Consider the following 19768-nt stretch of genomic DNA (forward strand, 5'->3'; position numbering starts at 1 on the left):
TAGATGCGTTTACCCTGATAAAAATTTCTCTTGCTTTATCAGTTAAATAAGTCCAGGCAATCACAAGATCGCAAGCCGGATCACCAACAGCCATACCACCAAAATCAATCACACCTGATAATTGATTATCTTTAATGAGTATATTGCCTGCTGCAAAATCACCATGGATCCAAACTGGCTTTTCTTGCCAAGAGGTTGCACAAGCTTTCTCCCATAAAGCGATTGCAGCTTTAGAATCAATAACATTTGCTAAATTTGCAATTTGCTCACGGGCACCTTTATCATAAACGCTTATATGACACCCACGCCAGAAGTTATGCTGGCCAGGCTTTGGGCCTTTTACATCTTTAATCGCTTGAAGTTCTTTCAAAAAAGTTGCTAATTGAAAAGCAATATTTTCTAATGCTTTATCATCAAGCTGTGTAAGGTTGGCACTTCTGCCTTCAAGCCATTTATAAATTGAAAACAGATAAGGGTAATCATCAGATGGTTTTCCCATTTTAATCGGTGCAGGAATTGGGATGCTTACATATTTTGCCAGTTGTGGCAGTAATTCTTGCTCTTTAGGCACCTTTAAAGCATAGCTTTTTGCTGTTGGCATACGAATTAACATATCATCGCCAAGTCGGTATGTTCTATTATCATGACCTTGTTGCTCAACTTCAGTTACAGTTAAGCCTGTGTATTCAGGAAATTGAGTGGCTATTAGTTTTTTTGCGAGTTCAACTGTAATCATGGTAAAACCTTATTAATTAATTTTTGAGCAATATGCATTTGAAAAGTTCGTAACAGCAGTCTGTCAGTTGCTAATATTTTCATTGTTTTAACGCCCTATGTGTTATTTTTACATGTTGCCATAAATGTTTTCAATAAATCTGTGAGCTTCCAGTATTCATGCTTGATTAGATTATCTATTCCACAAGCTCGTATAAATCGATCTTGATCGACTAAGCCATAAACAATGTTTACAATCTTTGATGTGGCAAGCGCATCCTCGAAATCCCTATCAGATGTAAAGTAGGGTTGATAGTTGTTAAAGCAAGCAGCCTTGAGTCTATGATATAAATCATCTTCTTCAGATAAACCATGATGTTTTTTCATTTGATATAAAAAATTTATCAAGGAGAAGAAGGGATGGGATATTACAATCTCGCCTAAGTCAATAATTGTTATTCTTTGATTTGTCTCATCAACCAGTGTATTGTTATCATTAAAGTCAGGCTGGACAATGGTCTCAATGATTTGAAACTCTGCTAATTTCTTGCATAATTTGGAAACGGTAGAGGTCAGGTCACTGAGCTTTTTGATTTCGATTTCTGATAGGCTACAAGCCTTTAACAAATTTTTTTGCTGAATTAGCTGAGTGTATAAATCAGGCATTTTCTCTAAACGGTAGTCTGGAACGCCCATCCGAAGTAAGGTATTGACATGGTTAGCCATATCGTTTTGTAAGCAGGTAAATTGATCAATGGTTCTAAAGACTAACTCCTCACTAAAATTTTGGTTTAATGTTTCTCGTAACGTTTGACCTGCATTTTTCATTAAAAAGCAATTTAACTTTGAGTTTTCAGCAATAATCTGTGGCAGTGAAGCATTTGAATTTTTTTCCAAAAATTGAATGAATTTTGCCTCTTTCGAGAACATTTCTGGTATTTTTTTTAGATAGAAAACTTCATTGCCAGTATTTATTTCGAAAACATGGGACCATGGCGTTTTAGTGATAGCTTGACTCATTGCAAATGCTTTATTATCAGTTATTTTGAGAATATCTTTGGCCCAGTTAATTATGTGAAATCCTGAGGGTTTGCTTTTATCACTAGACCAAGAGTAATCTAGAGCAGGCAACTTTTTTATGTTATTAGTGGAATATATATAATGTTGAGCAAGATGCTTAGGTGTACAATCAACTGAATCTCGATCTATGGTGCCCTCATTAGAAAAGTTTAACCTGATTGCAACTGCGCTGCTTTTTTTGTTTTCAATTTGCATTGAGATAACAACTTTGTGAGCAGAAAGCACATCAAAGGCAAAACGAGTTAAAGCATTAGCATACTCCGTAACAAGCCCTTGGCCTTGATAGTCTACATCACACCAGTAGCCAATTTCATAAAGGCCATCATCGGGATCACTCCTATCATTATAACCGCTGGCTCCAATGATTCTTTTATCCTGTTTATGAATCACAACCATTGGAAAATCTTTAATACAACCTGACTCCCAAGAAAACATGCCTCTTTGAACAAAGGTTCGTGTCGCGTCAATACTGGGATCTTTTGCCCAAGGCTGCCACTTTTGTAGTATTTCCAAAGAATTATTGATTGCTTTATTTATTTCAATTTCATCGCCGAGCCGCACCGGCCTTATGATTAGTCGCGGTGTTTCTATTTGCTTTAGTGTATAGATTGATTTTGTTTTTTCAGTCATTAAAAATGATATCCAGTTTACAATTTCTTGATTAATAAGTAGTGCGGCTTACCACACAGAAGGGCAGTCAAACGTCAAAAACCTTGTTGATTAATAAGTGGTGCGGCTTACCACTGCCACTGCAATCACCACCCATGACGAAATCAGCAACGTGTTTAAAACCCGCCTTTTCATATACGCGTTTTGCGCGTGGGTTATCGCTTGCTGGGTCAATCAAAAATATATCTGCCTTTTCATCAAATGAATCTCTGAAAAAATCAATAAATTCAATTAAAGTTTTAGCACCATACCCTTTGCCGATATACTTCGTATTGCCAATCATGTAATCTAAGCCGTAAGTATGGCCTGTTTTAGATAAGTGTACTAATTTCAGGTTGCCAATATTATCTTGTATGGTTTCTTGGATTGTCATCAGCATGGCGTACGGCTTACCAGAATCTAGTGCAATCCAATAAATATATTTACCATCACAGTAATCTGATGGCTCTTTTCTACCACCCATAAAGTTTAAAATGTCATCTTTATGTCCTTGAGTATTATCCCAGAATTCCTGCACATGAGGCTCTGCTAACCATGAAAAAATTATTTCTTTATATGCAGTACTTGCTTTTTCAAAAGTAATCTTATTCATCACTGTCCTCATCAGAGTTAATTCTTTTCGATAACTCAGATTCAAGCTCTTCAATCGTTGGTAGTGATGTTTTAATATCATCAGGTAATGAATCTTCTAGGCGATATTCAGCAAGTCCTATTGGTTTTGTCATATCACGCAATGCATATTCTGCTAAAACACCCACCTTTGATCGACACAGAATTAAGCCAATAGATGGGTTATCACCAGAATGTTTTAATAAATCATCAACAGCAGATAAGTAAAAATTCATTTTGCCTGCGTATTCTGGTTTAAACTGACCAGACTTGAGTTCTATAACAACAAAAGAACGTAGTTTTATGTGGTAAAAAAGCATATCAATATAGAAATCCTGATCTTCAACTTGCAAGTGATATTGCCTTCCTAGAAATGCAAATCCTTCACCTAGCTCTAAAAGAAATTGTTCTATGTGCTTTACTAAACCTTTTTCGACTTCTCGTTCTTGAGCTTTGTCTCCAAGACTTAAAAAATCAAATAAATATGGATTTTTCAGTGTAGATTGTGCTAGGTCTGATTGAGGTAACGGTAATTTTTTATCAAAATTGGTAACGGCCGTGCCTTTCCTTTTATGTAATTTGGTTTCTATTTGCATTGACAGTACGTTTCTAGACCAGCCTTTTTCAACTGTTTGATTTACATAGAAATTTATTTGCTCTTTATCTAGTCCTGAGTACATAAGGAGTACGATATGTCCCCAAGGGATTTGGTCAACAGCCTGTTGACCAATTTCAGTTTGGCTAAATTCCTCTGCAAATTTACGCATATATTTAAGGTTCTGGGGGCTAAATCCCTTCATATCTGGGAACTCTGCTCTTAAGTCTATTGATAGCTGATTAATAATCTTAGCTCCCCATCCTTCTTTTTCTTGCGACTGCAAAATAATATTGCCTATGTGATGATAAAGATTAATTAGCTCGTTGTTAACTTTAACAGCAGCCCTATATCTTGATGCAGTTACACGCGTTTTAAGCTCTAGAAATAATTTGTTGTATTTTTGATCAATAATCATTTTTCCCATTATTTTTGCTCCAAATATAATTTCACACCTTCGTGGCTGGCTTTAAATCCCAGCTTTTCGTAAAATCGAAGAGCATCTGTGCGTTCTTTATTGGTGGTTAATTGAAGAATTGTGGCGCCATGATCGAAGCCCCAATTAATGACAACTTCAATCATCTGCTGCCCTAAATTCTGACCTCTAATGCTTGAATTGACTCTAACGGCTTCTATCTGCAAACACGTGGATCCTAAAAAGGTCAGTGAAGGCATTAAGGTTAAAGGGCATGTTCCTATTACTTCTCCATCATTCTCAAGAACCATGAGATATTGATTTGAATCACTGTCAATTTTAGCAAATGCATCAAGGTATTCTTGCGCCACTTCGCTACCCGCTTGCTCACGCGTACAACCTAATTTGTCATCAGCGAGTAGCTTTATAATTTGACTAAAATCGCCGATTTGCGCTTTTCTGTGTGTAACATTATTCATCTTATTATACCGCCAATGTTAATTTCGAAATCTCTCTCAAAAAAATCAATCAAATGCTTTGCATATTGACGTAAATTTTTTGTATCATTTGTTATTAATAATTTATGAACGGAACCAGCTCTTGTGGCTCTACTATTTATAAAAAACTCATTAAGTTCAGGAGTTATGCAGTACTGCTCATATTGGATTGGTTTTATTTCCTCTTGATTCTTCAAGTTAAATTTACTTCTTACTAAGGATTCAAAAACACTCCGCAATTGAATTGAAGCATCAATTCTTAGATCATGATTAATATAGTAAATGCTTTTCCAAAGATTGGATAAAATATAGAATGGCTGTAAATTATATTGGCAATTTTCATCTTTAATTTGCAGTATGGAATCGAAATTCTTAATTGCTTGTTTAGCAAATTTTAAATCAGATATACAACATGGTTCTTTTTGAGACATTGATTCGCATGCTATTTCATATGCTTTGCTCGAAAAAGAAGCTCCACTATTGATGTAATCATCAAATGGCATTAAGATCTTGTCGACAGTATTTGGAATCATAAATTGATCAATGTCATTGGTTATTTCTGCTCTTTTTAAATGATTTGAATAAGTAACATTTTGCTGTGCTTTTCTTTGTTCATTATAGATAAGTGCATTGATTGCATTGATAACTTCTTTTTGAAGGCTGATTGCTATACTTTTCTCTGCTTTTTCAAAATCGTTAAGCTCGTTAAGATTTAATATTGGACACATATATCCCAACTCGCAATCTGAAAAATCAAGAAAATAATAAAAATTATTAAAAAAGGATATTTTGATGCCGTAGTGCAAGGTACACTCGAACATGATCTTATGACGCTTTTGAGAAGAGTCACAAAGAATATTGCGCAAATCAAAAAAGGCTATTAATCCATTAATAGAGAAATAGCTCATTTTCCCCCTCCATCGATTATGGTTCCTTGGTGAAATACCATTTGCAGGCGACCATCAATTGATATCCAAATTGAAGAGCGCAATACTTCAATGCCACTTTCTAGCGTTCTAAAATTTATAAGATACGTAGTATCTCCTAGTGATTTTACCTCAAAATATTTTGCATTTAATTCTTTTGGTTCTTCGTTTGGTAACCTGCTCAGGATATCTTGTTTATTATAAACCAAACCAGATTTGCCAAACTCTTTAAAATCATCAGCCAATAACTCATCTAAAGTATTAATGGATTTTCGTGTGGCAGAGACAAGAAGCTTCTTTTCTAACAATTCTATTTCGTTAAAATCATTTCTAGGCTTAACCATCAGAATTACAGATTCACTAGTTTGATCATCAAAAGGTTTAAAGCCCGCATTCTCATAAGTTTTTCTTGCAGCCAAATTGCTGCTGTTAGGATCAACCAAGGCGTAATCAAACTCTGTAAACACATGACTTTCTAAAAATAATCCTAAGGACTTGGATCCAATGCCTTTACCAAGGTAATTTTCATCGCCAATAAACATATCTATTGCTGCAAGTGACTTTGGCAAGTTATTTAATTGCTCGCTATCTCTTGAGAAATCATACGCATTATAATACTGGATATAGCCTATAGGTTGTTTGTCATATTCAATTATAAAAGCATGTATTGGTTTGATTTCATTGCCAATCTGTTTGTAGCCATCAACATAGCTTGTGTATTTTTCTTTAACGCGTTTTAAAGTGTAATTCGTCTCATTATCCCACCATTTTTTTACATGGGGTGTCTGTAACCAGGAAAGTAAAATGGTGAAATCTGAATGAGAAAGTGGTTTAAAACTTATTGTCATAATCACTCATAATATCTATCGCTTTTAAGAACATCATGTCATTGTTAATCATTATCTGTGATACGACAAGCAAATAGACAGTTATTTTTGTTTTACCATGCAGCAATCGCTGCATCATCTGGATAAAGTTTTTGTGCAAGCTTCTCAACTTTAGGTGACTGATAAGCCTCAACAAATTTATGTAAAAGCGGGTCATTTTGATCTTGGTCTCTGACCACGATGATATTGGCAAAAGGTGAGTCTTTGGGCTCGACAAACAATGCTTGTTTTAAGGTCAGATGTGCTTTTGGCAAGAAATCGTTATTAATCACGGCAAGGCTGACACTGTTTAAATTATTTGCCACCTGATCAGCTTGTAATGGAATGATCTGAAGCTTATAGGGGTTAGAAATAACATCATCAAGATTTGCCTTCCAGGTAACCCCTGGCTTTAATTTAATTAAGCCTGCATCTGCTAAAATCATCAATGCGCGGCCACGATTTGTTGGATCATTTGGAATAGCGACTTTAGCACCAACAGGGACAGCATTAAGTGAGTGTATGCTGTTAGAGAATAACCCCATTGGATAAATAAAAGTTTTACCAATAGATGTGATTTTATAGCCAAACTGCTTGATCTGGTTTTCTAAAAATGGAATATGTTGAAAAACATTGGCATCAATATCACCATCACTTAAGGCACGATTAGGCAGGTTATAATCACCAAAAGAGATAAGTTTTACATCTAAGCCATATTTATCAAGGGCGATTTGCTTGACTAAGTGCATGATCTTGTCTTGCTCTGGTGATTTTGTATAACCGACCGTAATAATATTTGTTTTCTGTGCTGACTGATAAGTACTATAGCCAATTTGAGCAACTGATCCGATTGCCAATAAGCCTGTTAGCACCCATACACTGATTAACTTTTTCGTCTGGGTTAAAAACTTCCCATAAGATTGGCATAACTGCACTAAGATAATCAGTAAAATAACGCCACCATAAAGCAAAAACAAATTGCCATCGTTATAGCCTTGGAAGTAGGTCAGATCTCCTAAACCGCCACCACCAACAATACCAGCCATTGCTGAATAACCAATAAGGCCGATTGTGGTCAGCGTTGCCGCATCAACCAGCAATGTTTTGGCCTCGGGTAAAAGGACTTTAAAGATGATTTGTGCTTTGGTCGCACCCATCGAATTTGCCGCTTCAATCAAGCCTTTATCCACTTCAGCAATTGCAGATTCAGCAAGCCTTGCATAAAAAGGCAGTGCGGCAATGGCTAAAGGGACAATTGATGCAGTTGTACCAATTGTTGTGCCAACGATAAGCTTTGTTACCGGGTACAATAAAATCAACAAGATAATATAGGGAATGGAGCGGGTAACATTAACAATAAACCCGACAACTGTGTTAAACAGGCGGATGGCTAAATTGTTTTTGTTATAAGATAAATGCAATAATACACCCAATATTAATCCACCAACAATAGCAATCACCGTGGCAATAAAAACCATGTAAACAGTCTGCCATGTGGCAAGCAGTAGATTAAAAAGCATTTGCTGCAGCATAGCCAATGACCTCCATTTTTAAATCTTGATTATTTAAATAAGTCAACGCATCTTCCCAGCTCTTTTTCTCACCTTGCATGTGGCATATGGTTACACCAACAGATTGGGATTGTACGCGTTCAATATTTGCCTGGATGATGTTGCATGCAACATTAAATTTCCGGCTAAGTTCAGCAATAACAGGTGTTGTGATAGCATCACCAAGAAAAGTTAATTTGATCACAGGGCTTAAGTTTTCACTATGATACGGGTTATCAAACAGCTTTTGCTCGATATCTTCAGGCAATTTTAAATGCATACTGTTTTCAGTGAAGTTTTTGGCAATTTTGGTTTTGGGGTTTAAAAACAACTCAGTAACGGTACCAACTTCTTGAATAATCCCTTGGTCAATAATGGCGACTTTGTCACATATTTTGCGGATAACATCCATTTCATGGGTGATTAATACAATTGTAATACCAAGCTCTTTATTTAACCGCTTTAATAATTTTAAAATCTGATCCGTTGTTTCAGGGTCAAGTGCAGAAGTTGCTTCATCACATAAAAGGGCAATTGGATCACTGGCTAACGCGCGCGCAATCCCAACACGTTGTTTTTGGCCGCCGCTTAGCTCATCAGGATAACTTTGTGCTTTTTGTGATAACCCAACCAGATCTAAAAGCTGTGTGACTTTTTCATGAATAGTTGTTTTAGCGATGTGCTGCAGCTCCAAGGGAAAGGCAACATTATCGTGCACTGTTCTTGATGATAATAAATTAAAGTGTTGAAATATCATGCCTATTTTCTGCCTTGCTTTTCGTAAGGCATCAGCTGATTTTTTCGTTAAGTCATCATCATTAATGATTATCGTGCCTTCTGTTGGCTGCTCAAGCAAGTTTAAGCAACGGATCAAAGTGCTCTTTCCTGCGCCACTTTTACCAATAATGCCAAAAATTTCGCCACTTTTGATCTCAAGATCAATACCATTTAAGGCGATGTGACGCGTATTTTTGCCAATATATTCTTTTTTTAGGCCTTCAATACGAATCATAGTTGTTATACCCTTCGTTTTGTAGAAATAAATGGTTAAAAAAATATCCTAGCAAGGTTTATCAGCAAAAGGAAAGGAAAAATTGATTTTATTCGATTAAGGCCAGATACAGAGCATTTTAAAGCCGTATTTTTTATAATTGATTGGTGTTACGCACTTTCCATTTTTGCATATTCTTTCAAGGACTTCTCATTAAGTCTGGTTTAATAATCATCATGTGGATCGCCACCAAGCGGCGGATGATGAGATTAAAAATAAATAGAATGTGAAAAATGGATAAGAGGTGTAAGAATTATTTTATTTGATCGAGGATATATTGCACTAATAATGGTACTGGGCGGCCGGTAGCATTGGCTTTTTCAAAAGTACCCATAGCACTGCCTGCTGTATCTAAATGTGCCCAGCGATATTTCTCAGTAAAGCGTGACAAGAAAAGTGCGGCAGTAATACTGCCAGCAGCACTGCCACCAATGTTATTCATATCGGCAATCTCGCTTTTAAGCATTTCATGATAGTCTTGGAACAAAGGTAAATGCCATGCAGGGTCGTTTGCCTTTTGGGCCGCTGTTTTTAAGCTTTCAACCAAAGCATCATCATTACCAAACAATCCACTTATTCCACCGCCAAGTGAAACAACCATCGCGCCAGTTAGTGTGGCAATATCAATGACAACTTCCGGGTTGTATTTTTCAATATAAGTTAGTGTATCACATAGGGCAAGGCGACCTTCGGCATCTGTATTCCCAATCTCAACAGATAAACCTTGCATGCTTTTTAATACATCACCTGGGCGATAAGATTTGCCATCAATTGAGTTTTCAACCAAAGCAACAGCGCCGATAACATTAACAGGCAGCTTAAGATCAGTAATGGCTTTCATCACGCCATAAACTGCAGCAGCACCACCCATATCCATTTTCATGGTGCCCATGCCTTGCCAGGGTTTTAAACATAAGCCACCGGTATCATAAACCATACCTTTTCCAACAAGAACAAGTGGCTTTTGATCTTTTTGGCCGCCAAAATATTCCATACAGGCAATATAGCTTGGCATTGATGAACCACGACCTACAGCGGTAATACAACCCATGCCTAGCTTGTGCATATCATCTTCAGTTAAATAGTGAAGATTAAGCTTATCATTTTGCTGTGCAAGCTTTTTTGCCTCATTAAGCATATAGTCGGTATCACAGATATTAGCAGGAAGGTTTTTTAAATCTTTTGCATAGTTTTGTCCTTGTGCAATGCATTGGGCAAGGTGAATCTGTTTTTGAGCTTCTTCTACATGATTAGATTGAATCTCAACATGCTCTAATACATATGTTTGCTTTTCTTCTTTTAATTGATCAAACTTATAAGCGGCATTAACAAGCGCTTCAACAAAAACGCGAGTTGCATTTTCACCAAGTTTTTCAGCATTTACGGCAACCTTGGTGATATTCAGCGATTTTAATTGATTAAAAACGGCATTAATCGTTTTACGAATACCGGTAATGGTAAGTTTGTCTTGTTTACCTAAGCCTGCAGCAATATAACAATGTGCATCCGTCGTAACAGGTAAAACTTCTGAGAGTTTTGCCTTGAAAAAGCCATTATCAAGGCTTTTTTGAATCGATGTGATATTACTTTTTTCACCTTCAAATAAAAATATAATTTGTGCACTGCTGTTGTTTAGCTGTTTAACGGCTGAAATCTTCACTTTATCCTCGCTTAAATTTTAATATTTATATTGTTTTTTAAAAAAATTGCCTGACTTTATGTAAATGTCCCCATAATTTACATAAACGTAACGTATTTTATAAAAGTGTCTCAAATTATCTCTTTTGAATCAAGGTGATACTAGCAAGTGCCAGATGAAAGAAGAAGAAATAAAGTTCATGACAAGAGTACTGTAAAACGATCTATAAGTGGTATATAATAAGCGCCATTGTAAATGATTCTGATAATTTTATGCGAAATATTTTGGTGACAAATGCCTTGCCATATGCCAATGGCCATCTTCATTTAGGACATATGTTAGGTTATATCCAGTCGGATATTTGGGTGCGCTTTCAAAAATCACAAAACCATCAATGCCATTTCGTGTGTGGCAGTGATACGCATGGCACACCAATTATGCTTAAAGCGCAAAAGGAGGGGATTCGTCCGGAAAAACTTGTTGCTGAAATGGCGCAATCTCATCTGAATGATTTTATGGATTTTGAGGTTGAGTTTGACAATTATCACTCGACACATAATACCTTAAATCAGGAAATTGTTGAGGATATTTACAAAAAGCTTCAAGCCAATAATTTGATTGAGACAAGAGAAATTGCCCAGGCGTATGACCCTAAGGCAAACATGTTTTTGCCAGATCGATTTGTAAAAGGAATATGCCCGAAATGTAAGGCACCTGATCAGTATGGCGATAGTTGTGAGGTATGCAGTGCAACGTATTCCCCACTTGATTTAATTGCGCCAAGATCGGTTGTGACCGGTGAGTGTCCAATTGAAAAAACAAGCGAGCACTATTTCTTTAAATTGAGTAGCTTAAGCCAGGATATTGAGAAGTGGATGAAGAGTAATAAGGCACTACAGCCTGAGATTAATAACAAATTAAAAGAGTGGTTTCAATCAGGTCTGCAAGATTGGGACATCTCACGTGATGCGCCTTATTTTGGTTTTCCCATTCCTGGAACCAATGAGCAGAAATATTTTTATGTCTGGTTAGATGCGCCCATGGGTTATTTAGCCAGTTTTAAAGATTTCTGCAATAAAGCAGGTATTGACTTTGACAGCTATTGGAAACAAGACTCCCAAGCGGAACTTTATCATTTTATTGGTAAAGACATTGTGTATTTTCACGCACTTTTTTGGCCAGCAATTTTGCATGCTGTAGGCTATCGCACACCAACGGGTGTGTTTGCCAATGGTTTTTTAACCATCAATGGGCAAAAAATGTCGAAATCACGCGGAACGTTTATTTCAGCTAGAACTTATTTAAATCATTTGCATGCCGACTATCTGCGTTATTATTTTGCTTGCAAGCTAACGACCAAAATTGATGATATTGATTTGAACCTGACTGATTTTATTCAAAAAGTAAATTCAGACTTGGTGGGGAAAGTTGTAAATATTGCAAGCCGTTGCGCAGGTTTTATTCATAAACGTTTTGATGGGATGCTATCTGATAATGTGATTGATCAGGATCTGGTTGATGAATTCACACAGGTGCATGACAAGATTACCCAGTGTTTTGAAACACGTGATTTTGCGCAGGCAATGCGTATCATTATGAATCTGGCGGATAAGGCAAATCAGTTTGTCGACCAGCATAAACCATGGCAACTTATTAAAGAAAAAGGCAATGAACAAATTGTACATGATGTTTGTAGTCTTGGTGTTAACCTGTTTAAAATAATTATGGGTTATTTAAAGCCTGTTGTACCGGCTTTGGCATTAAAGGCTGAGCAGTTTTTGAATATATCACAACTGGCGTGGGCAGAGATTCCAGCGCTATTATTGAATCACAAAATAAATAAGTTCAAACCTTTATTAGCTCGTATTGAGCAAGATAAAATTGAGGCGATTTTAATGGAGACGAAAAATATGCAGGCACAACAGGAGAAAGCAGCGATAATAGAGGCTGATAACGTTGAAAATGCACTTGATATTGCAGATGAAATAGCGATTGATGATTTTATGAAGGTCGATCTTCGTATTGCTAAAATCATTGCGGCTGATCATGTTGAAGGTGCGGATAAACTACTTCGTTTAATGCTGGATTTAGGTGGTTTGCAAAAGCAGGTATTTGCTGGCATTAAATCAGCGTATAATCCAGAAGACTTAATAGGCAAGCATACAGTGATGGTTGCAAACCTTGCGCCAAGGAAAATGCGTTTTGGTTTATCTGAAGGCATGGTGCTTGCAGCAGGGGATGGTAAGGGATTGTATTTGTTAGAACCGCATGAAGGTGCAAAACCTGGAATGCGAGTTCGTTAGTTATATCTTAATAAACATTATCAAATGATTTATTCATATGATAGATTTGTTATCAGCCGGTCATATTCTTGATGTGACTGGCGCACACAATCCTCCATTGCCAGCCGTGTAAAGTAGTTACCACTTAAATAAAGCTGGCTTTCTTTATGTAATAGCTGATAAAGCGCATCTAAGAATGTCTTATGTTTTGCATGATACATTGGTACGATGTTTTGCTTGTGATGTATGTCGATAACAGCCGTTTTTTTAATTGCTAATTTTGCTAAAAAGTGTGTAATAAGCGTTTGTATAGGGGTGTTTATATCATGAAAATGTATGCTAAATCCTCGGTAATCAGGATGATCAATAACATCACGAGAAACCATGGCATAAAAGTCCTGCTCAACGCCAATAATCCCAGCTAAAGGTTTAATGTGGCTTGTCTGGCTTTTATCAAGGATAATGCCTGCCGTATGAATAATTGATTTTTTGGGTTGATAATGAAGTGTTGCTATTGGATGGTTTATTTGTGCAAGCAGGGCTTGTGTAATATGCCATGGTGTGGCAAGCAGCAATTTCTCACTGTAAAAGTCCTCTTTGCTTGTTTGAATGTGCCATAAACCATTGCGATAACAAATTTTATGGCATTCATGATCGAGTTTCAGGTCATATTCCTTAGAATCAAGATGACAAAACAGACTTTGCATCCCGTTTTTAAAAGTAAAACTTCTTGGGTAAGCTTTGTTTTTTTGACGTTTTTTAAATAAAAATTCGGCAGGGAAGTTTTGGCTTTTTTGGCATAAGACAGCATTAAAACAGTATTGTAAGGTTTCTTGATAATTACGTTGGCCAAACAAAAATGAAAAGTATTGTGATACGGTTTTATCATTGGCTTTTATTAAATTAAATAATGGCCAGCCGACCCCGGCGCGTATCAAATTTAATTCACTTAGGATAGATGTAATACAACCATCTTTGCTCATAAGCTTAAATGGCTGCTTTTGTCTTTTTTGAAGGTGGTTAATTGTCCTATTTTGTTGGCAGTACGCAATAAGATGATGATAGGAGTTATAAACGGTGTGTGCGCCCATTTCAAGCCAAAACGATGGTGCTTTACTTGAAACAATGGTTTCAATACAACCGCCTAATTGATTATTTTTTTCTATGACAACCGTAGACAAGCCCTGGTTTGCTGCTTTTTGTGCAAAACTTACACCTGAGATACCCCCACCAATCACAGCAACTTGGTAATGATTCATCATGCATCCTGATTAAGATAGCTTTCAGAGTGACTTAAAGCATCAACCAGGCTTGTTGCATAACTGCCACAAGGCAAGCTGAAATCAAGCTTTAATAAATGGTTATCGTGGTCAAATTCATAGGTTATATCCTGGGGTATAATCAAAGTGCTGCGAAATTGCATATCCATTTTATTTATTAAAAAATCGACATATTGCTGATGCTTGCGGCAAAAATCCTGATATTGCGTTAAGGCATTGTGTTGAAAATGCAGCTTTTGCTCCTTGCCAACCAGCACGCCTGCAAGCGCTAATTTATGCAATTTTATCCGCTGGTTGATATCTTCAAGGGTTTCATCTGTCACCATAAAAAAGCTATTGCTGTTGATAAGCCCGACAATATCGCCAGGCATTGCTTTATATAAGGTGTTTTGTTGTTTTTTATAGTCAATATAGGCATTAAATAGATAGGCGCGAATGACAGAATATAGGAAACCCTGCTCACTTTTTTCCGGTTGATATTCCCCAGCAATCCATTGTTGCGCTTTTTCAAGATTGTCAAATCCAAAGCGTTGTATACCGTAATAGTTTAAAAAGCCATTGGTTTTGATCTGTTCTAATTTTGTCTGAATATCTGTGAAAGGCTGGCTTACTTCACGTATTACCAATGAAAAGCGGTTAAATTTATGCGTGCCAATTTTAAGCTTTTTGTGATGGCGTGTGATATCTAACAGGGTGATGCCTGGATGATGAAAACCACTGAAATCTATTTCCTTTTTACCTGGATAATAAACAGAAATCCATTGTCTGGTGATTGCATGTTTATCTTTTAAACCAGAGTAGCCAATATGATGTCTGGGCAGATTGCAAAACTGTGCCAGTTTCTTAATAAGCTCTTTTGTATTGATTCCTGTTTTTTCAATATATAACCAAATGTGCTCACCTTCACCTGTGAGATTAAAATCAATCTCTTCTGTAACAATAAAATCAGCAGGAGACTGTTTTAACAGGCCGATATTATTTGTCATTCTTACTCTCGGCGTAGTCTTTTGGCACTATATGTCTGGTTGATTTATTTTCATCGTTGGTGTTATCGGTTTTCAATGTATCTACACTGCTTAAAAAGTTTTGTACATGTGTATCTTTATGCCCAACAGGTGATAAATTAAGCTTAACACGATACTCTTGTGCATGTTGTTGCAGCTTAGAGAATTCCTGATAAATATTTTCCATAATCTCCTGGGTCTTATAGACGTGTTCATTAATGGTTGTTTGGTAATGTGCTAATTCTTCTTTTGCTTTGTCAAGTTCCTGCTGTACTGATGTATTTGCTTTTTTCATTACAAAGCCAATAAAAAAGCCGACAATAAACGCACCAATAATTGACAAAACCAAAGCTAAAATCATCTCATCTCCTTTTGTGGAAAAAGTGTGTAGTTACTTTATTGTAACGCTTCTAAGCGGGAAATAATAGTGAATTTATTGCTGAATCAGCAATGCAACAGCATAGCATGCAATGCCTTCTTTCCTGCCGACAAAGCCAAGTTTTTCAGTCGTTGTTGCCTTGATATTAACTTGATTAAGATCCACATTGAGTAACTGCGCAATACATTGACGCATTGATTGGATAAAAGGGGAAAGTTTTGGTGCTTGTGCGGCAATCGTGATATCAATATTGCCAATCTGGTAATGCTTTTTTGTAAGTATTTGTATGGTATTTTGCACAAAGAAGCGGCTTTGCTTGTTTTTATATTCTTTATCTGTGTCAGGGAAATGCTGACCAATATCACCAAGCGCAGCAGCACCCAGTAAAGCATCTGTTAATGCATGCAAAACAACATCACCATCTGAATGTGCTTTAAGGCTAAAATCAGCAGGGATTTCAATTCCGCCTAAAAATAATGGAGCTTGCTTTTTAACTATTTGGTGGACATCATAACCATGACCAATTCTAAACACTTTGAGGCTCCTGTGTTACCTCAAAGTCATTGCCAACCCAATGACGAAAACCGCCATCAACTGAGATGACATTATGGTAGCCCATTTTTTGTAAATTATCTGCACTTAAGGCAGATCGAAAGCCACCGCCACAGTATAAATACATCTTTTGGTCTTTATTAGGGATAAGGTTCTCAATTTTGACTTCAATAACACCACGGCTTAGGTGTATTGCTCCTGGAATATGGGATCGGGCATACTCGGATTCTTCTCTGACATCAATTAATAAACCATCTAATGTATCATGGTCAAGCATTTCTTTGATATGAAATACGTCACACTCTTTAATCTGTTTTTTGGCATTGTTAACTAATGCTAAGAAAGCGGGATTATGTTGCATGGTTGATATCCTTTTGTTGTTCTACATATGATTTTGGTTTCAAATGCATAATTTAAATTATCCGGTAGTTAACGCTTGCAAGCTGGTTTACAAGTATTACACAAGTATAGATTTCGCTAGTCAATAGAATGACGAAAAAAAAGATGCATTGCAATGCTTTTGTTAATGAAGTTTTATGACTTTTCATTTATTCCGCTAGGAATTTTCACTAAAGGCCGATAAACTGGTAGCTATACCGTGTTTTTTTATTGGAGCTTGGCATGTCTTTGGACAAAGCAGCTAAATTAACGATACAAGAAGTCAACGATTTGGATGATCTGTTATTATCTATCTACCCAGAACCGCCGAAAAACCCTGAAGATGAAGAACATGTTTTTGCCGTGTCAATGTTAGATGGTTATTTGACTTCTGTATTATTAGCGCCGCGCGAGATTCCTTATCAACAATGGCTTGTTGGGCTTTGGCGTGATGATGAAATCCCTGTTTTTAAAAATGATGAAGAAAAAGAGCGACTTCTTACACTGGTAAACCGGTATTATCAGATGCTAAAAAGACAGTTCTCCCAGGATTTAACAAACTTTGAACCTTTAGTATATTATACACTTGATAGTGGCAATGCTATTCCTCAGGTTGATTTGTGGCTGGATGGCTTTGAACGCGGAATTGAATATTTTGAAACCTATTGGGTCTTGAATCAGCAGATTGAAAAAGTGATCGATAAAATTTTAGCATTTGATGATATGTTGAATTTTGATCATTTAAAACTTGAAGAGAGAAACAAAGCGTTACCAAAGCTGACAGACCTTGTTATACAATTGCATGCGTTAAATCAAAGCAACCCGGAAATCAAATAATCTTATTTTACTTCTACACAATTAGCGCTTTTCCTTTTACAATGCCAGCAGTTAGTTTTATTGTATGTCAGGAGTAAATGGTGGCAAAAGAAAATCATCACAAACTTATAATATTAGGTTCAGGTCCAGCTGGATATACAGCAGCAATTTATGCGGCAAGAGCCAACTTAAATCCGGTGATTATTACCGGTATGGTGCCAGGTGGTCAATTAACAACAACCACTGATGTAGATAACTGGCCTGGAGAGGAAAAGGGTATCCAGGGGCCTGAATTGATGGAAAAACTGCAGCAGCAGGCAGAGCGCTTTAATACACAAATGGTCTATGACCATATCAATCAGGTTGATTTACAGAATCGTCCATTTACTTTAACAGGTGAAGCAGGCAGCTATACTTGTGATGCTTTAATTATTGCAACAGGTGCAACCGCAAAGTATTTGGGACTTCCATCAGAAGAGCAATTTATGGGCAAGGGTGTTTCAGCCTGTGCCACTTGTGATGGTTTCTTTTATAAAGGCAAAGATGTTATTGTTGTTGGGGGTGGTAATACAGCCGTTGAAGAGGCGCTTTATTTATCCAATATTGCCAAAACAGTGACACTGGTACATCGCCGTGATCAACTGCGCGCTGAGAAAATTCTTATTGATCAGTTCAATCAAAAGTGTAAAGATGGCAACATCTCTGCTAAATGGTTTCATGTATTAGACGAGGTTGTCGGTGATGATAGTGGTGTGACAGGTGTCAGGATTAAAAATGTGCAAACAGGTGAGATAACGGATGCGCCGATTGATGGTGTTTTTATTGCGATTGGGCACTCTCCAAACACACAGATCTTTACGGATCAGCTGGCGATGGAAAATGGCTATATCAAGGTAAAATCCGGTTTGCAGGGGAATGCAACTGCCACGAATATTCCTGGTGTTTTTGCAGCAGGTGATGTGATAGACCATGTTTATAAACAAGCGGTAACCTCAGCAGGTACTGGATGTATGGCTGCACTTGATGCAGAGAAATATCTGGATAATTTACAATAATTCATCATTTATTTTCAGTTAGAAGTTGAATATTTTCTTAAAATAGGGCATGATTTGAGCGCAAAATTGAAAGCATGCTGCCAATACTCGCTTACAAAGTGTATATGGGTGTTTGCTTAGGGAGCATGCTTTTGCAAAATAAGTAAATTTGGCTAAAATTTAACTTATAAGAAAATAAATATTTTAAAGTTAATAAAGTTTTTATAGAGGACAGAATGGCAAAAGAAGATTGTATTGAGTTGGAAGGTACGGTTATTGAGACACTACCGAATACGATGTTTCGTGTTGAACTTGAAAATGGTCACACGGTGACAGCACATATTTCCGGGAAGATGCGTAAAAACTATATCCGTATACTTACAGGCGATAAGGTCACTGTCGAGATGACGCCTTATGATTTGACGAAAGGGCGTATTAAATTCCGTAATAAATAGCTATATTTTATTTCTAATTTACCTGCATTGGTGCATCGTTTTCAACGTGAATTGTTCTTTGTGGGAAGGGGATTTCAATATTATTTTCATCAAATGCAAGTTTTGCACTTTCATTTAAATACCATTTAGTCTCTAAGAAATCAGCGCGTTTAGTCCAGTAGCGCACTAAGATATTTACACTACTATCAGCAAGTTCATCAACTCTAATAATTGGCATTTTATCTTCTATTTTTATAATGCATTCATTGTTATCAATAAGCATTTGTAAAATTTCTTTGGCCTTTTTAAGGTCACTGTCATAACCAATGCCAATGACAAAATCATTGCGTCGGAATTCATTATTAGAGTAATTGGTAAGAACACGAGAGGTCACAATATTATTAGGTACTTTTACCTCGCGGCCATCGGTTGTTCGCAGTGTACAAAAGATGAAATCAATTTTTTCAACAGTACCCATTGTGCCGCCAATATCGACAAATTCCCCAATTCTAAAAGGATGGCTTGAGACAATAATAATGCCGGAGGTTAACAGATTAACCGATGAGCGAAGCGACATGCCAATCCCGACTAATACGGCAACAAGTGCACCTGTAATCGGTGTGGTTGGAATGCCCAGTTTGCTTAAGGCCATTAAAACGACAAAAATGATTAAAAGGATATACAGGATTTGTGCCAGGAACATACAAACGGCACTATCTAGACGTGTCTTAAGTAGAAACTTTGATACGGTGTTTTTAATAATTTTTGCAACAGGCCAGCCAATTGCAAGAATTAACAGCGCAGTAATCACTTGTGGTAAATGTTCAAGTGCCGTCATTAAAAACCATTGACAGTACTGATAGATCGTATCAAAGCTAAATTGCATTGTTTGTTCCCTAAAGCAAAAGATAATGTTTTTATTATATATTACTTATCGATAATGCTGCGTTATTTTACAGCAAAGAAGTTGCTGTTTAGGGATGTGTGAAGCTAGAATA

At 36.8% G+C, this 19768-nt stretch carries 19 protein-coding genes and 1 pseudogene; 4 read left to right on the forward strand and 16 right to left on the reverse strand.

Annotated elements, in window-relative coordinates:
• The 10 genes from DNK84_RS11085 to DNK84_RS11130 form a co-directional block, all read right to left on the reverse strand.
• On the reverse strand, nt 1-736 hold a 736-nt coding region (locus DNK84_RS11085; protein WP_162902401.1), incomplete at its 3' end, for an aminoglycoside phosphotransferase family protein.
• Nucleotides 737-831: 95 nt separating this feature from the next.
• Entirely contained in the window at nt 832-2424 is a 1593-nt protein-coding gene (locus DNK84_RS11090) for a GNAT family N-acetyltransferase (RefSeq protein WP_119344571.1), read from the reverse strand.
• Between the two features lie 67 nt (nt 2425-2491).
• Nucleotides 2492-3055, reverse strand: coding sequence for a GNAT family N-acetyltransferase (locus DNK84_RS11095; protein ID WP_119344572.1), 564 nt, complete (start codon nt 3053-3055; stop codon nt 2492-2494).
• A complete protein-coding gene (locus DNK84_RS11100) occupies nt 3048-4094 on the reverse strand; it encodes a PDDEXK nuclease domain-containing protein (protein ID WP_119344573.1) in 1047 nt (348 codons plus the stop codon). Before DNK84_RS11100 ends, DNK84_RS11095 begins: the two co-directional genes overlap by 8 nt.
• Entirely contained in the window at nt 4094-4561 is a 468-nt protein-coding gene (locus DNK84_RS11105) for a GNAT family N-acetyltransferase (RefSeq protein ID WP_119344574.1), read from the reverse strand. The genes DNK84_RS11100 and DNK84_RS11105 overlap by 1 nt, the downstream gene beginning before the upstream one ends.
• Entirely contained in the window at nt 4558-5487 is a 930-nt protein-coding gene (locus DNK84_RS11110) for a hypothetical protein (RefSeq protein ID WP_119344575.1), read from the reverse strand. The genes DNK84_RS11105 and DNK84_RS11110 overlap by 4 nt, the downstream gene beginning before the upstream one ends.
• The gene (locus tag DNK84_RS11115; RefSeq protein WP_119344576.1) at nt 5484-6353 is read right to left on the reverse strand and encodes a GNAT family N-acetyltransferase; all 870 of its coding nucleotides are present in this window, start codon (nt 6351-6353) and stop codon (nt 5484-5486) included. The genes DNK84_RS11110 and DNK84_RS11115 overlap by 4 nt, the downstream gene beginning before the upstream one ends.
• 92 nt (nt 6354-6445) lie before the next feature.
• On the reverse strand, nt 6446-7903 hold the full coding sequence (locus DNK84_RS11120; RefSeq protein WP_119344577.1) for a MetQ/NlpA family ABC transporter substrate-binding protein: 1458 nt from the start codon (nt 7901-7903) through the stop codon (nt 6446-6448).
• Complete coding sequence (locus DNK84_RS11125; protein ID WP_119344578.1) at nt 7881-8933, reverse strand: methionine ABC transporter ATP-binding protein; 1053 nt, start codon at nt 8931-8933, stop codon at nt 7881-7883. The genes DNK84_RS11120 and DNK84_RS11125 overlap by 23 nt, the downstream gene beginning before the upstream one ends.
• 292 nt (nt 8934-9225) lie before the next feature.
• Nucleotides 9226-10632 carry a leucyl aminopeptidase gene (locus DNK84_RS11130; RefSeq protein ID WP_119344579.1) on the reverse strand — a complete coding sequence of 469 codons (1407 nt, stop codon included), beginning with the start codon at nt 10630-10632 and terminating at the stop codon, nt 9226-9228.
• Between the two features lie 251 nt (nt 10633-10883).
• Here DNK84_RS11130 and metG point away from each other — a divergent pair, with 251 nt between their 5' ends.
• Nucleotides 10884-12914, forward strand: coding sequence for a methionine--tRNA ligase (metG, locus tag DNK84_RS11135; protein WP_119344580.1), 2031 nt, complete (start codon nt 10884-10886; stop codon nt 12912-12914).
• A 29-nt stretch (nt 12915-12943) separates the two neighbouring features.
• Here the strand turns inward: metG and DNK84_RS11140 are convergent, their stop codons facing one another.
• From DNK84_RS11140 to DNK84_RS11160, 5 genes and pseudogenes are all read right to left on the reverse strand, one after another.
• Nucleotides 12944-14152, reverse strand: coding sequence for an NAD(P)/FAD-dependent oxidoreductase (locus DNK84_RS11140; RefSeq protein WP_162902402.1), 1209 nt, complete (start codon nt 14150-14152; stop codon nt 12944-12946).
• Nucleotides 14152-15159: a tRNA pseudouridine(13) synthase TruD gene (truD, locus tag DNK84_RS11145; RefSeq protein WP_119344582.1), complete on the reverse strand. Its 1008-nt coding sequence runs from the start codon at nt 15157-15159 to the stop codon at nt 14152-14154. The genes DNK84_RS11140 and truD overlap by 1 nt, the downstream gene beginning before the upstream one ends.
• Nucleotides 15149-15538 carry a ZapG family protein gene (locus DNK84_RS11150; protein ID WP_119344583.1) on the reverse strand — a complete coding sequence of 130 codons (390 nt, stop codon included), beginning with the start codon at nt 15536-15538 and terminating at the stop codon, nt 15149-15151. The genes truD and DNK84_RS11150 overlap by 11 nt, the downstream gene beginning before the upstream one ends.
• A 72-nt stretch (nt 15539-15610) precedes the next feature.
• Complete coding sequence (ispF, locus tag DNK84_RS11155) at nt 15611-16090, reverse strand: 2-C-methyl-D-erythritol 2,4-cyclodiphosphate synthase (protein ID WP_119344584.1); 480 nt, start codon at nt 16088-16090, stop codon at nt 15611-15613.
• 37 nt (nt 16091-16127) lie between these two features.
• A pseudogene (locus DNK84_RS11160) lies at nt 16128-16469 on the reverse strand (rhodanese-like domain-containing protein); the annotation flags it as partial.
• A gap of 260 nt (nt 16470-16729) precedes the next feature.
• Here DNK84_RS11160 and DNK84_RS11165 point away from each other — a divergent pair.
• The 3 genes from DNK84_RS11165 (at nt 16730) to infA (ending at nt 18791) form a co-directional block, all read left to right on the forward strand.
• On the forward strand, nt 16730-17323 hold the full coding sequence (locus DNK84_RS11165) for a UPF0149 family protein (RefSeq protein WP_119344586.1): 594 nt from the start codon (nt 16730-16732) through the stop codon (nt 17321-17323).
• Nucleotides 17324-17400: 77 nt separating this feature from the next.
• Nucleotides 17401-18357 (forward strand): thioredoxin-disulfide reductase, encoded by a 957-nt coding sequence (trxB, locus tag DNK84_RS11170; protein ID WP_119344587.1) that lies wholly within the window; start codon nt 17401-17403, stop codon nt 18355-18357.
• A 215-nt stretch (nt 18358-18572) separates the two neighbouring features.
• Complete coding sequence (gene infA, locus DNK84_RS11175) at nt 18573-18791, forward strand: translation initiation factor IF-1 (protein ID WP_119344588.1); 219 nt, start codon at nt 18573-18575, stop codon at nt 18789-18791.
• Between the two features lie 13 nt (nt 18792-18804).
• Here infA and DNK84_RS11180 read toward each other — a convergent pair whose 3' ends face one another.
• Complete coding sequence (locus DNK84_RS11180) at nt 18805-19656, reverse strand: mechanosensitive ion channel family protein (RefSeq protein ID WP_119344589.1); 852 nt, start codon at nt 19654-19656, stop codon at nt 18805-18807.
• Nucleotides 19657-19768: the final 112 nt, after the last annotated feature.

It is taken from the genome of Facilibium subflavum (genome assembly GCF_003574485.1).
Classification (GTDB): Bacteria; Pseudomonadota; Gammaproteobacteria; order Francisellales; family Francisellaceae; genus Facilibium; species Facilibium subflavum.

Bases quoted from the DNA above. Each gene is read 5' to 3' on its own strand.
- DNK84_RS11090 (WP_119344571.1), bottom strand. From the start codon at position 2,424: ATGACTGAAAAAACAAAATCAATCTATACACTAAAGCAAATAGAAACA.
- DNK84_RS11095 (WP_119344572.1), bottom strand. From the start codon at position 3,055: ATGAATAAGATTACTTTTGAAAAAGCAAGTACTGCATATAAAGAAATA.
- DNK84_RS11100 (WP_119344573.1), bottom strand. From the start codon at position 4,094: ATGGGAAAAATGATTATTGATCAAAAATACAACAAATTATTTCTAGAG.
- DNK84_RS11105 (WP_119344574.1), bottom strand. From the start codon at position 4,561: ATGAATAATGTTACACACAGAAAAGCGCAAATCGGCGATTTTAGTCAA.
- DNK84_RS11110 (WP_119344575.1), bottom strand. From the start codon at position 5,487: ATGAGCTATTTCTCTATTAATGGATTAATAGCCTTTTTTGATTTGCGC.
- DNK84_RS11115 (WP_119344576.1), bottom strand. From the start codon at position 6,353: ATGACAATAAGTTTTAAACCACTTTCTCATTCAGATTTCACCATTTTA.
- DNK84_RS11120 (WP_119344577.1), bottom strand. From the start codon at position 7,903: ATGCTGCAGCAAATGCTTTTTAATCTACTGCTTGCCACATGGCAGACT.
- DNK84_RS11125 (WP_119344578.1), bottom strand. From the start codon at position 8,933: ATGATTCGTATTGAAGGCCTAAAAAAAGAATATATTGGCAAAAATACG.
- metG (WP_119344580.1), top strand. From the start codon at position 10,884: ATGCGAAATATTTTGGTGACAAATGCCTTGCCATATGCCAATGGCCAT.
- DNK84_RS11140 (WP_162902402.1), bottom strand. From the start codon at position 14,152: ATGAATCATTACCAAGTTGCTGTGATTGGTGGGGGTATCTCAGGTGTA.
- truD (WP_119344582.1), bottom strand. From the start codon at position 15,159: ATGACAAATAATATCGGCCTGTTAAAACAGTCTCCTGCTGATTTTATT.
- DNK84_RS11150 (WP_119344583.1), bottom strand. From the start codon at position 15,538: ATGATTTTAGCTTTGGTTTTGTCAATTATTGGTGCGTTTATTGTCGGC.
- DNK84_RS11165 (WP_119344586.1), top strand. From the start codon at position 16,730: ATGTCTTTGGACAAAGCAGCTAAATTAACGATACAAGAAGTCAACGAT.
- trxB (WP_119344587.1), top strand. From the start codon at position 17,401: ATGGTGGCAAAAGAAAATCATCACAAACTTATAATATTAGGTTCAGGT.
- infA (WP_119344588.1), top strand. From the start codon at position 18,573: ATGGCAAAAGAAGATTGTATTGAGTTGGAAGGTACGGTTATTGAGACA.
- DNK84_RS11180 (WP_119344589.1), bottom strand. From the start codon at position 19,656: ATGCAATTTAGCTTTGATACGATCTATCAGTACTGTCAATGGTTTTTA.